The following is a 12,255-nucleotide window of genomic DNA, read 5'->3' as shown; positions in this document are numbered from 1 at the left end:
CAATAAAGGGGCGTTCTGTTCACTTCGAACGATCAGGCTGCGCTAGCGGTCTGTCCGGTTATCTTGCGGGTAATGTACCACTGCTGTGCGATCGACAAGCAGTTGTTGACCACCCAGTACAGCACCAGACCTGCCGGGAACCAGAGGAAGAAAAAGGTGAAGATGATTGGCAGCAACTTCATCACCTTGGCTTGCATCGGATCCGGTGGTGTTGGGTTCAACTGCTGCTGAATGAACATGGTGACACCCATGATGATCGGCAGGATGAAGAAAGGATCCTTGATCGACAGGTCTGTGATCCAGAACATCCAGGGTGCCTGGCGCATTTCGACGCTTTCCAGCAGCACCCAGTACAGGGCGAGAAACACCGGCATCTGCACCAGGATAGGCAAGCACCCACCCAGCGGGTTGATCTTCTCTTTTTTGTACAGCTCCATCATCGCCTGGGACATCTTCTGGCGATCATCGCCAAACTGTTCTTTCAGGGCTTGCATCTTCGGCGACACCGCGCGCATGCGCGCCATGGATCGATAACTGGCAGCCGACAGCGGGAAGAAAGCCAGCTTGATAACGATGGTCAGTACGATGATCGACCAGCCCCAGTTACCCAGCAGTGCGTGGATATTTTGTAGCAGCCAGAAGATCGGCTGAGCGATGAACCAGAGAATGCCGTAATCGACGGTCAGACGTAGACCAGGCGACAGCTCTTCCAGTTGATCCTGGCTCTTCGGACCGGCATACAAGGTGGCGTGTGTTTCACCTTGACTACCGGGTGCAACCGAAACAGCAGGTCCGGTAAAGCCGATGATGTAATTGCCCTGGCTGTCCTTGCGAGTCTGCACCAGGTTGGTCTGATCGGGCGCAGGAATCCAGGCAGTTACAAAGTAATGCTGCAACCATGCGATCCAACCCCCTTCAACCGTCTTTTTCAGACTCTTGTCGTCCATGTCACCCATGGAAACTTTGGTGTAAGGCTCGTCCTTGGTCCAGAGCGCTGCGCCCAAATAGGTCGCAGTGCCGGTTGCGGTGCTGGAGGACGGATCGCTGCTGTCGTCGCGCTTCAGCTGGCCGAACATGTGGCCGGTCCAGGTTTGATCACTTTGGTTGTCGATCAGATAGCGCACGCCGAGATCGTAATCACCACGCTCGAAGGTAAAGCGTTTGGTGTAGTTGACCCCGTCTTCGCTGTAGTTCAGATCAACGACCAGCTGGTCCTGATTTTCGCCCAGCTGATACTGCTGTTGCTCGCTGGAGTACAGCGGCCGGCCACTGGCCTTGTCCGGGCCATCACCGATCAAACCGCTCTGGGCTTCATATGTTCGTTCGCCGCTACGCTCGAACAACTGGAACGGAACGTCTGGGCGATCCTGACGACGTGGGAACTCTGGCAACCGAAGGTCCACGATATCGCCGCCGCGCGGATCGATTGCAACATCCAGAACATCGGTGCGTACGTGGATCAGCTGAGAGCTGGCCTGAGTGTCGGTAACTGAATTGGCCGACGGCTCGCTGCTTACAGCGGGAATATCGCCCTGCGCATTCTCAGCGGTGCTGGTCAGCGGAGTATTTGGAATCTGCGCGACGGACGTTTGTGACTGGCGCGTCTCGTCAGGGATGGCGGTCTGGCCGTAGTCCTGGTTCCACTGCAAAACCATCAGGTAAGCAACGACTGCCAGGGCGACAAGCAGGATCGAGCGTTTGATATCCATGGTTACTCGGTCATCGAAGATGAATTGGAGGGGGTGTTGGAAGGCACGGGATCATAGCCGCCCGGATTCCATGGATGGCAACGGCCGAGCCTGCACAGGCTCAGCCAGCCACCGCGCAGCAGGCCATGAGTTTCGATGGCCTCTTGTGCGTAGCAGGAGCAACTTGGGTAGAAACGGCAGTGACTGGCCATCATTGGACTGATGGCGTACCGGTAGAGTCGAATTGGGACCAGCGCTAGCTTACGCATCAGCGGCGCTGCTCTGGGCCTGTTGTGGTTGGACCGGTGCAGGCGTACGAGACAGACGTCTCCATAGCTTGGCAAATTGCTTTGCGAGTTCTGCGTTGTCCAGTTCAGCTAGACCTTTACGCGAGATGACCACGATGTCCCACCCCGTCAGTTCCATCTGGTGGAGACGAAAGGTTTCACGCAGTTGCCGCTTGATGCGGTTGCGCTCTACCGAGAGCTTGACGCTCTTCTTGCCAATGACCAACCCGATTCTCGGGTGTGGCAATTGATTTTCGCGCACCAGTAGCAGGACGTTCCTGCCCGGTAACTTGCCGGAAGGGGAGTCGAAGACAGCCTTGAACTGGCTCGGGGTCAGCAGACGCTTTTCCCGACCGAAGTCTCGACTCACTACCTGTTCCGGCGTCTTCAGACTGCCAGACGCTTACGACCTTTGGCGCGACGACGCGACAGGACGGCACGACCATTTTTGGTAGCCATACGAGCACGGAAACCGTGGGTACGAGCGCGCTTGAGGGTGCTGGGTTGGAAAGTGCGTTTCATGATGCGTTACCTGGTGATCCATTGCGGGCCGGAATGGCCCCCTTTTAAGAGACCGGCGATTGTAGAGAAGCCGCGCGGCGAGGTCAATTTCCAACCAGCACCGTACTGGCAGAAAGTAATAGATAAAGAAAGAATATAAAGCTCCTCTTAATGCAGTGCTTATAGATGGTGATGTGCTTTTCTGTGGATAAACGGCTGCACGGTCTTGCCGATAAGGCTTACAGCTTTCCAAAACCTTCTGCGCAAACGGTGCGTTGACGGTGGATTTACGTTGTGTTTCCTGTGGACTAAATGCTTTGTTATCCACAGGCGTGGTTGGCCTTATCCTGTGCACAGGCTTTTCCTATGGGCTCTGGCGAGGTTATCAACAGAGCTTAGGATCGAACGTTTTACGTTGCTCCGGCTTGGATCGCCCGTCGCTTTGCTTATAGAAACAGCCTTCTTACTGTGGATAACTGACGCGTCTCAGGGCTACAATGAGCTCCGTTTTAAGCTCGACAGCTTCTAGGAGACCTTGTGTCGGTGGAACTTTGGCAGCAGTGCGTTGACCTCTTGAGAGATGAGCTGCCGGCCCAGCAATTCAACACCTGGATTCGTCCCCTTCAGGTCGAATCAGATGGAGATGAATTGCGGATCTATGCACCGAATCGCTTCGTTCTCGACTGGGTTAACGAGAAGTATCTTTCGCGCCTGCTGGAGCTATTGTCAGAACGCGCATCAGGGCCGGCACCCTCTTTGTCGTTGCTGATAGGCAGCAGGCGAGTCGCTTCTACGCGGCCGGCTGCCGGTTCCGCACCTCGTTCTCAGTCGCAAGTTGGCGCTCCTGCGGCCGCTGCACCGCCTCCCGCTTCGTTCACCGAACCAGCAACCGCGGCTTCCGCTGCGCCTGTCGCAGCGCCTAGCTCGCCTTCGCGTCCAGCCGAACGTAACGTACAGGTTGAGGGTGGGCTCAAGCACACCAGCTATCTCAATCGGACCTTTACCTTCGAGAATTTTGTCGAAGGCAAATCCAACCAACTGGCGCGAGCTGCTGCCTGGCAAGTTGCAGACAATCCCAAGCATGGCTACAACCCGTTGTTCCTCTACGGAGGTGTAGGGCTTGGCAAGACTCACCTGATGCATGCGGTCGGCAATCATTTGCTGAAGAAGAACCCTAACGCCAAGGTGGTCTATCTTCATTCTGAGCGGTTCGTCGCGGACATGGTTAAGGCGTTGCAGCTCAACGCGATCAACGAGTTCAAGCGCTTCTATCGATCGGTGGATGCTTTGCTGATCGACGACATTCAGTTTTTCGCAAAAAAGGAACGGTCGCAGGAAGAGTTCTTTCACACGTTCAACGCGCTGCTAGAAGGTGGGCAGCAGGTGATTCTCACCAGTGACCGCTACCCCAAGGAAATTGACGGGCTTGAAGAGCGGTTGAAGTCTCGCTTTGGCTGGGGGCTGACAGTTGCGGTCGAACCGCCAGAACTCGAGACCCGTGTGGCGATCTTGATGAAAAAGGCTGACCAGGCCAACGTCGAGCTTCCCCATGATGCTGCGTTCTTCATTGCGCAGCGCATCCGATCGAATGTTCGCGAGTTGGAAGGTGCGCTGAAACGCGTAATCGCCCACGCCCATTTCATGGGGCGGGACATTACTATCGAGCTGATTCGTGAGTCGCTGAAGGACCTGCTCGCACTGCAAGACAAGTTGGTGAGTGTCGATAACATTCAACGCACCGTCGCGGAATACTACAAAATCAAAATATCCGACCTTCTGTCAAAACGACGCTCGCGTTCAGTCGCAAGACCCCGTCAGGTCGCGATGGCTTTGTCCAAAGAACTTACCAATCATAGCTTGCCGGAAATTGGCGACGCCTTTGGTGGGCGCGATCACACGACCGTGCTGCACGCCTGTCGTAAGATTGCCGAACTTCGCGAATTGGATGCTGATATTCGCGAGGATTACAAAAATTTGCTGCGTACTTTGACAACCTGAACAGACTGCGGCCATTTAATAGGCAAGGGACCAGACCATGCATTTCACTATTCAGCGCGAAGCCTTGTTGAAACCTCTGCAGCTGGTGGCCGGCGTCGTCGAGCGTCGCCAGACCTTACCGGTATTGTCGAACGTATTGCTGGTGGTGCAAGACCATCAGCTGTCGCTGACAGGCACTGATCTAGAGGTAGAGTTGGTTGGCCGTGTCGCCTTGGAGGATGCATCCGAACCCGGCGAAATCACGGTGCCGGCGCGCAAATTGATGGATATCTGCAAAAGCCTTCAGCCTGACGCGCTCATCGATATCCGGCTGGATGATCAGAAGATCGTAATCAAGTCCGGGCGCAGCCGCTTTTCTCTTTCGACTTTGCCAGCCAATGACTTTCCCACCGTTGAGGAAGGTCCTGGCTCGCTGAACTTCAGCGTTAACCAGGGCAAGATGCGTCGTCTCATTGAGCGCAGCAGCTTCGCCATGGCCCAGCAGGATGTGCGTTACTATCTGAACGGTATGCTGATTGAGGTTTCTAGCGGGATGCTGCGTGCAGTCGCAACGGACGGGCATCGTTTGGCGATGTGTTCCATGCAGGCCGGTATCGAACAGCCCGACCGACATCAGGTTATCGTCCCCCGCAAGGGCATCCTTGAGTTGGCAAGGCTACTGACGGATCAGGATGGCGAAGTCAGCATCGTCCTTGGCCAACACCACATTCGAGCCACTACAGGGGAATTCACCTTTACCTCTAAACTCGTTGACGGAAAATTTCCTGATTACGAGCGCGTTCTGCCCCGTGGCGGCGACAAGCTGGTGGTTGGCGAACGTCAGACACTGCGCGAGGCGTTCAGCCGTACGGCCATTCTTTCCAATGAAAAATATCGCGGCATTCGGCTGCAACTGGAAACTGGCCTGTTGAAAATCCAGGCGAATAACCCTGAGCAGGAAGAAGCGGAAGAAGAAGTCGCGGTGGACTACACCGGCGGGCCTTTGGAGATCGGTTTCAACGTCAGCTATTTGCTTGATGTGCTGAGCGTCATGACCACCGATCAGGTCCGGCTAATTCTGTCCGATGCGAATAGCAGTGCTTTGGTTCAGGAATACGATAACGACGACTCGGCTTACGTCGTTATGCCGATGCGCCTGTAATCTACATTGAATGTCCCTTAGCCGCATCTCCGTCACCGGCATCCGTAACCTCCAGCCGGTGACGTTAAACCCCTCCCCCCGGATCAACATCCTCTACGGTGATAACGGTAGCGGAAAAACCAGTTTTCTCGAGGCGATTCATCTCCTCGGAATGGCGCGCTCGTTCCGCAGCACGCGTCTGACGCCGGTCATAAGCCACGAGCATTCCAGTTGCACAGTCTTTGGTCAGGTCGAATTGGCTGATGAGCAGTCAACCGCCCTCGGCATCTCTCGAGATCGCAGCGGCGACGTGCGCATCAGAATCAATGCACAAAGCGTTCGAAGCGCAGCGGAACTCGCTGAGACGTTACCGTTGCAGCTGATCAATCCGGACAGTTTTCGCTTGCTCGAAGGTGCACCCAAGCTTCGCCGGCAGTTTCTGGATTGGGGGGTGTTCCACGTGGAACCTCGATTCCTCAACGCTTGGCAGCGCCTGCAGCAGGCCTTGAGGCAACGAAACTCGTGGCTGCGTCATGGTACACTTGACTCCGCTTCTCAGGCGGCTTGGAGCCGCGAGCTTAGCGCTGCGAGTGAGGAAATAGACGGGTACAGGCGGGCTTACATTCAAGCGCTGAAACCGATATTCGAGGTCACCTTGGCCGCGCTTTTGGATCTTCACGGTTTACAGTTGAGTTATTACCGTGGCTGGGACAAAGGGCGTTCCCTGGCTGAGGTGTTGTCTGTGTCCGTCGAACGCGACAGGCTCATGGGCCATACCCAGGCGGGTCCTCAGCGGGCTGACCTCCGATTGCGGGTAGCCAACCATAACGCTGCGGAAACCTTATCTCGTGGCCAGCAGAAACTGGTTGTGTGCGCGTTACGTATCGCGCAGGGCCATCTGGTCAGTGAAGCCAAACGAGGCCAGTGTATTTATCTGGTTGATGACCTACCGTCCGAGTTGGACGATCAGCACCGGCTGGCATTGTGCCGGTTGCTAGAACAACTGAATTGCCAGGTTTTTATCACCTGCGTTGATTCGAACGTATTGCGAGAAGGTTGGCGCCAAGACACGCCAGTCTCAATGTTTCACGTGGAACATGGTGCGATAGCCCAGGACCACGGCCCCTCGGGAGTGAAGGCATGAGCGAAAACCACACGTACGATTCGTCCAGTATCAAGGTCCTCAAGGGCCTTGATGCAGTACGTAAGCGCCCCGGCATGTATATCGGCGATACGGACGACGGCACTGGTCTGCACCATATGGTCTTCGAAGTCGTGGATAACTCGATCGACGAAGCGCTGGCAGGTCATTGCAACGATATATTAATCACCATACATGTTGATGAGTCCATCAGCGTTCGCGACAACGGCCGTGGCATTCCGGTAGATATCCACGAAGAGGGCGTATCTGCAGCAGAGGTCATCATGACCGTCCTGCACGCTGGCGGTAAGTTCGACGACAATTCTTATAAGGTTTCCGGCGGTCTGCATGGCGTGGGTGTTTCGGTGGTGAACGCCTTGTCTGAGGAATTGATCCTGACCATTCGCCGCGAAGGAAAGGTATGGGAGCAGATCTATCGTCACGGTGTACCGCAAGCGCCGCTCGCTGCAGTCGGTGAAACCGAGGATTCGGGCACCGAAATCCATTTCAAACCATCAGCCGAGACCTTTGCGAATATCCACTTCAGCTGGGATATTCTGGCTAAGCGGCTGCGTGAGCTGTCATTTCTGAACTCGGGTGTCGGCATTGTGCTGCGCGATGAGCGCAACGCCAAGGAAGAACTGTTCAAATACGAAGGCGGACTCAGCGCCTTCGTGGCTTATCTCAACACCAACAAGACGCCAGTCAATGAGGTGTTCCACTTCAATATCCAGCGTGATGATGGCGTTGGTGTCGAAGTGGCGCTTCAGTGGAACGACAGTTTCAACGAAAATCTGCTCTGCTTCACCAATAACATCCCTCAGCGCGACGGCGGAACCCATTTGGCGGGCTTTCGTTCGGCGCTAACCCGGAACCTGAACAACTACATTGAGCAGGAAGGGCTGGCCAAGAAGCATAAGGTCGCTACGACTGGCGATGACGCGCGTGAAGGTCTCACGGCGATTATCTCGGTCAAGGTGCCAGACCCGAAGTTCAGTTCGCAGACTAAGGACAAGCTCGTATCGTCCGAAGTGAAGACCGCCGTCGAGCAGGAGATGGGCAAGCATTTCGCGGATTTCCTGCTCGAGCACCCCAACGAGGCGAAAGCGGTGGTCGGCAAGATGATCGATGCCGCGCGAGCTCGTGAAGCCGCACGCAAGGCGCGCGAGATGACCCGACGCAAGGGTGCTCTGGATATTGCCGGCCTTCCCGGCAAGCTGGCCGACTGCCAGGAGAAGGACCCCGCCCTCTCCGAACTCTACATAGTGGAGGGTGATTCCGCGGGCGGTTCTGCCAAGCAGGGCCGCAACCGCAGGACCCAGGCTATCCTTCCGCTCAAGGGCAAGATCCTCAACGTCGAGAAGGCTCGTTTCGACAAGATGATCTCCTCGCAGGAGGTTGGCACGCTGATCACTGCGCTTGGTTGTGGCATCGGTCGTGACGAGTACAACATCGATAAGTTGCGCTATCACAACATCATCATCATGACGGATGCGGACGTCGACGGCTCTCATATCCGGACGCTGTTGCTGACATTCTTCTTCCGCCAGCTGCCGGAGCTGATCGAGCGCGGCTATATCTACATCGCTCAGCCGCCTTTGTACAAGGTTAAGCGTGGCAAGCAGGAGCAATACATCAAAGACGACGAGGCGATGGACGAGTATTTGACTCAGTCAGCTCTCGAAGACGCCAGCCTGCACGTCAATGAGCATGCGCCTGGTCTGTCAGGTGAAGCGTTGGAACGCCTGGTTAACGATTACCGCACTGTGATGAAGACGCTGCAGCGCCTGTCGCGACTCTATCCACAGGAGCTGACCGAGCACTTCATCTACCTGCCACGCGTGTCGGTTGAACAGCTAGGTGATCATGCGGCTATGCAGGCGTGGTTGGAGCCCTATGCGGCGTTGCTCAAAGGCGTCGAACGCTCTGGGCTTGCGTACCAGGTAAGCTTGCGCGAGGACAAGGAACGCAACGTGTGGCTCCCTGAAGTGGAGATCGTTTCACACGGCCTGGCCAGTTACATCACATTCAACCGCGATTTCTTCGGTAGTAATGACTACAAGACCGTAACGGTGCTCGGAGACAAGTTGAACAGCCTGCTCGAGGAAGGAGCTTACGTTCAGCGCGGCGAGCGCAAGAAACCGGTGACGACCTTCAAGCAGGCGTTGGACTGGCTGATGACTGAGGGAACCCGTCGTCATAGCGTTCAGCGATATAAAGGTCTCGGTGAGATGAACCCTGACCAGCTCTGGGAGACCACAATGGACCCGGCTGTTCGACGCATGCTTAAGGTAACGATTGAGGATGCGATTGGAGCCGATCAGATATTCAACACGTTGATGGGGGATGCGGTCGAGCCTCGCCGCGACTTCATCGAATCCAACGCGTTGGCTGTTTCCAATTTGGATTTCTAAAATCCGATTCGTGGTTATCAAACCCGGCGCAAGCCGGGTTTTTTGTTCCACGTGAAACATTGCTCCTTGATAGCTTGGGTACATGGCAGTGCAATGTTTATTCAATTTTCACAATCCCCCTCCTCCCCGTAAGCTCAACACCATCAAGAGTTCAGCTTCCCGTCCCTATGCAGGGACCAGATTATTACGGGGTCCTCTCATGCTCGACAGCAATTTGAAAGCGCAACTGAAAACCTATCTGGAAAAGGTCACCCAGCCGTTCGAGATCGTTGCATCCCTCGATGACGGCGCCAAATCTCAGGAAATGCTCGCCATGCTGGAAGACATTACCAGCCTGAGCGACAAGATCACCCTGCGCACTGACGGCAATGACGTCCGCAAACCGTCGTTTGCGCTCAACCGTATCGGTGGCAACATCAGCCTGCGTTTCGCCGGCATCCCGATGGGCCACGAGTTCACCTCGCTGGTGCTGGCCCTGCTGCAGGTCGGTGGTCATCCGTCCAAGACCGCACCTGAAGTCATCGAGCAGATCAAGAACCTCGACGGCGAATACAACTTCGAAACCTATTTCTCGCTGTCCTGCCAGAACTGCCCGGACGTGGTCCAGGCGCTGAACCTGATGGCCGTGCTCAACCCGAACATCCGCCACGTCGCTATCGACGGTGCGCTGTTTCAGGAAGAAGTCACCATTCGCCAGGTCATGTCCGTGCCAAGCATCTACCTCAACGGCGAACTGTTCGGTCAGGGCCGCATGGGTGAAGAGGAAATTCTGGCCAAGCTCGACACCGGCGCGTCAGCGCGCGATGCCGAGAAGCTCAGCGCCAGGGATGCTTACGACGTGCTCGTTGTCGGTGGTGGTCCAGCCGGCGCTGCAGCGGCCATCTATGCGGCGCGCAAGGGCATCCGTACCGGTGTCGCAGCCGAGCGTTTCGGTGGTCAGGTGCTCGACACCATGGCCATCGAGAACTTCATTTCGGTCACCGAGACCGAAGGCCCGAAGCTGGCGCGAGCACTGGAAAACCACGTGCGCGAATACGACGTCGACATTATGAACCTGCAGCGCGCCGCCCAGCTGATCCCTGGCTCCGATGGCGGCCTGCACGAGATCAAACTGGAGAACGGCGGCTCGCTGAAGGCCAAGACCTTGATCCTGGCGACCGGTGCGCGCTGGCGCGAAATGAACGTGCCCGGTGAGCAGGAATACCGCGGCCGTGGCGTCGCCTATTGCCCGCACTGCGATGGCCCGCTGTTCAAGGGCAAACGCGTGGCGGTCATCGGTGGGGGCAACTCGGGCGTGGAAGCGGCCATCGACCTGGCCGGTATCGTCGCCCAGGTCACGCTGCTCGAGTTCGACAGCCAGCTGCGTGCCGATGCCGTGTTGCAGAAGAAGCTGCACAGCCTGCCCAACGTCACCGTGATCACCAGTGCACTGACCAGCGAAGTCACCGGCGATGGCAAGAAGGTCACCGGGCTTACCTACAAGGACCGCAACTCCAGCGAATTCCATGAGCTGGAGCTTGAAGGCATCTTCGTGCAGATCGGCCTGCTGCCAAACTCAGATTGGTTGAAGGGGACGGTGGAGCTGACGTCGCGCGGCGAGATCATCGTCGATGCCCGTGGCGAGACATCGCTGGCGGGTATCTTCGCAGCTGGTGACGTTACAACCGTGCCGTACAAGCAGATCGTCATCGCTGTTGGCGAGGGCGCCAAGGCGTCGCTGAGCGCGTTCGACCACCTGATCCGCAGCTCTGTCGAAGACTGAGCGTCGAGGTAAAAAGAAAGGGGAGCAGGCCAAGGTCTGCTCCCCTTTTTATTTGCACGTGTGTGAATCAGACGTTGCGCTCGAGCTCTGCCACGGTCGCATTGATCCAGTCTTCGGCGCGCTGATTGAGCTCAGCTGCTGCACGAGGACCTTCGCTCTCAGCGTGCATCGCTGGGCCGATGACAACCTGGATGGTCCCTGGCCGTTTACCCCACCCCGACTTCGGCCAGAACGTACCGGCATTGTGCGCTACCGGCAAGATTGGGAGTTTGGCGTTGACTGCCAAGGCAGCACCGCTGCGCGAGAACTTGCCAACCTGCCCGACAGGAACGCGCGTCCCCTCTGGAAAAATTAGCACCCAGGCGCCTTGCTCTAGCCGCTCCAGTCCCTGTTTAGCAACTTGGCGTAATGCCTCTTTGGGGTTTTCACGGTCAATCGCTATCGGCTTGAGCAGCCGAATCGCCCATCCAAAAAACGGGACGTTGAGCAATTCACGTTTGAGCACCTGGCTCAACGGCTCGAAGTAGGCCGAAAGAAAAAACGTTTCCCAGGTGCTCTGGTGTTTGGAAAGAATCACGCAGGGCTTTTCCGGAATGTTCTCCGCACCCCTCACCTCATAGCGCAACCCGATGATGGTCTGGGCTAACCATACGGCGCTGCGACACCAAGTCTGGACCACGAACCGGTAGCGCGTGCGGAACGACATGAAGGGTGCGAAAACCAGACTGACCAAACACCAGGCGAAGGCCGTGAACGACAGCAGCAAGTAGAACAACAGGATGCGTATCGGCAGCAAAACGTTCATCGTTTGGCTCCCAACAGATGATCGACCACAGCTGCCAAATCATCGAACACCTGAGTGCCGGTTGGTAGCGGACCTTTTGCAGTCTTCGAGCCCTTTCCGGTGCGAACTAGGTAAGGAATGCCGCCGAGGCGCATCCCTGCATGCAGATCGCGCTGGCTGTCGCCCACCACAGGGACACCTGTGAGGCTTTCAAGATGAAAGTGCTCGGCGATCTGCTCGAACAAACCGGGCAGCGGCTTGCGGCAATCACAGCCATCGTCGGGGCCATGCGGGCAATGCACGATAAGATCGACGCGACCGCCCTCTTCCATCACCAGTTGCTGCATTTTGAAATGCATGTCGCCGAGTGTGGTGGCGTCGAACAGGCCGCGGGCAAGGCCGGACTGGTTGGTGGCAACTGCCACCGTCCAGCCAGCCTTGCATAGCCGTGCGATCGCCTTGATCGAGCCGGGGATCGGAATCCATTCTTCCAGGCTCTTCACATAGGCGTCGGAGTCCTCGTTGATCACGCCGTCGCGATCCAGCACGATCAGCTTCAC

General features: G+C 56.5%; 11 protein-coding genes. 5 read left to right on the top strand and 6 right to left on the bottom strand.

What is annotated here, in order from left to right:
- Positions 1-32: 32 nt before the first annotated feature.
- The 4 genes from yidC to rpmH are packed head-to-tail and all read right to left on the bottom strand — an operon-like array spanning position 33 to position 2,497.
- Complete coding sequence (yidC, locus tag ACQKIK_RS18030; protein WP_045422971.1) at positions 33-1,709, bottom strand: membrane protein insertase YidC; 1,677 nt, start codon at positions 1,707-1,709, stop codon at positions 33-35.
- A gap of 2 nt (positions 1,710-1,711) precedes the next feature.
- Positions 1,712-1,957 (bottom strand): membrane protein insertion efficiency factor YidD, encoded by a 246-nt coding sequence (gene yidD, locus ACQKIK_RS18025; protein WP_081262855.1) that lies wholly within the window; start codon positions 1,955-1,957, stop codon positions 1,712-1,714.
- On the bottom strand, positions 1,950-2,345 hold the full coding sequence (rnpA, locus tag ACQKIK_RS18020; RefSeq protein ID WP_101152685.1) for a ribonuclease P protein component: 396 nt from the start codon (positions 2,343-2,345) through the stop codon (positions 1,950-1,952). Before rnpA ends, yidD begins: the two co-directional genes overlap by 8 nt.
- 17 nt (positions 2,346-2,362) lie before the next feature.
- Positions 2,363-2,497 carry a 50S ribosomal protein L34 gene (gene rpmH / locus ACQKIK_RS18015; RefSeq protein WP_019340723.1) on the bottom strand — a complete coding sequence of 45 codons (135 nt, stop codon included), beginning with the start codon at positions 2,495-2,497 and terminating at the stop codon, positions 2,363-2,365.
- 516 nt (positions 2,498-3,013) lie between these two features.
- Between rpmH and dnaA the strand changes: the two genes are divergently transcribed.
- The 5 genes from dnaA to ahpF all read left to right on the top strand — a co-directional run bounded on the left by dnaA (position 3,014) and on the right by ahpF (position 10,911).
- Complete coding sequence (gene dnaA, locus ACQKIK_RS18010; RefSeq protein ID WP_045422967.1) at positions 3,014-4,474, top strand: chromosomal replication initiator protein DnaA; 1,461 nt, start codon at positions 3,014-3,016, stop codon at positions 4,472-4,474.
- Positions 4,475-4,511: 37 nt separating this feature from the next.
- On the top strand, positions 4,512-5,615 hold the full coding sequence (dnaN, locus tag ACQKIK_RS18005; protein ID WP_045422965.1) for a DNA polymerase III subunit beta: 1,104 nt from the start codon (positions 4,512-4,514) through the stop codon (positions 5,613-5,615).
- Between the two features lie 10 nt (positions 5,616-5,625).
- Entirely contained in the window at positions 5,626-6,738 is a 1,113-nt protein-coding gene (recF, locus tag ACQKIK_RS18000) for a DNA replication/repair protein RecF (RefSeq protein WP_499136960.1), read from the top strand.
- Positions 6,735-9,149 carry a DNA topoisomerase (ATP-hydrolyzing) subunit B gene (gene gyrB / locus ACQKIK_RS17995; RefSeq protein WP_499136959.1) on the top strand — a complete coding sequence of 805 codons (2,415 nt, stop codon included), beginning with the start codon at positions 6,735-6,737 and terminating at the stop codon, positions 9,147-9,149. The genes recF and gyrB overlap by 4 nt, the downstream gene beginning before the upstream one ends.
- Before the next feature lie 199 nt (positions 9,150-9,348).
- Positions 9,349-10,911: an alkyl hydroperoxide reductase subunit F gene (gene ahpF / locus ACQKIK_RS17990; RefSeq protein ID WP_499136958.1), complete on the top strand. Its 1,563-nt coding sequence runs from the start codon at positions 9,349-9,351 to the stop codon at positions 10,909-10,911.
- 67 nt (positions 10,912-10,978) lie between these two features.
- Here ahpF and ACQKIK_RS17985 read toward each other — a convergent pair whose 3' ends face one another.
- Both ACQKIK_RS17985 and gmhB read right to left on the bottom strand, forming a co-directional pair.
- Complete coding sequence (locus ACQKIK_RS17985; RefSeq protein ID WP_046163269.1) at positions 10,979-11,716, bottom strand: lysophospholipid acyltransferase family protein; 738 nt, start codon at positions 11,714-11,716, stop codon at positions 10,979-10,981.
- Positions 11,713-12,255: a D-glycero-beta-D-manno-heptose 1,7-bisphosphate 7-phosphatase gene (gmhB, locus tag ACQKIK_RS17980; protein WP_045431444.1), complete on the bottom strand. Its 543-nt coding sequence runs from the start codon at positions 12,253-12,255 to the stop codon at positions 11,713-11,715. The genes ACQKIK_RS17985 and gmhB overlap by 4 nt, the downstream gene beginning before the upstream one ends.

The sequence above is a fragment of the Pseudomonas sp. NPDC047961 genome (assembly GCF_050272435.1).
In the GTDB taxonomy this organism is placed as follows: Bacteria; Pseudomonadota; Gammaproteobacteria; order Pseudomonadales; family Pseudomonadaceae; genus Stutzerimonas.
Note: the sequence above shows the minus strand (reverse complement) of the source record. Positions and strands in the feature narration are given on the sequence as shown.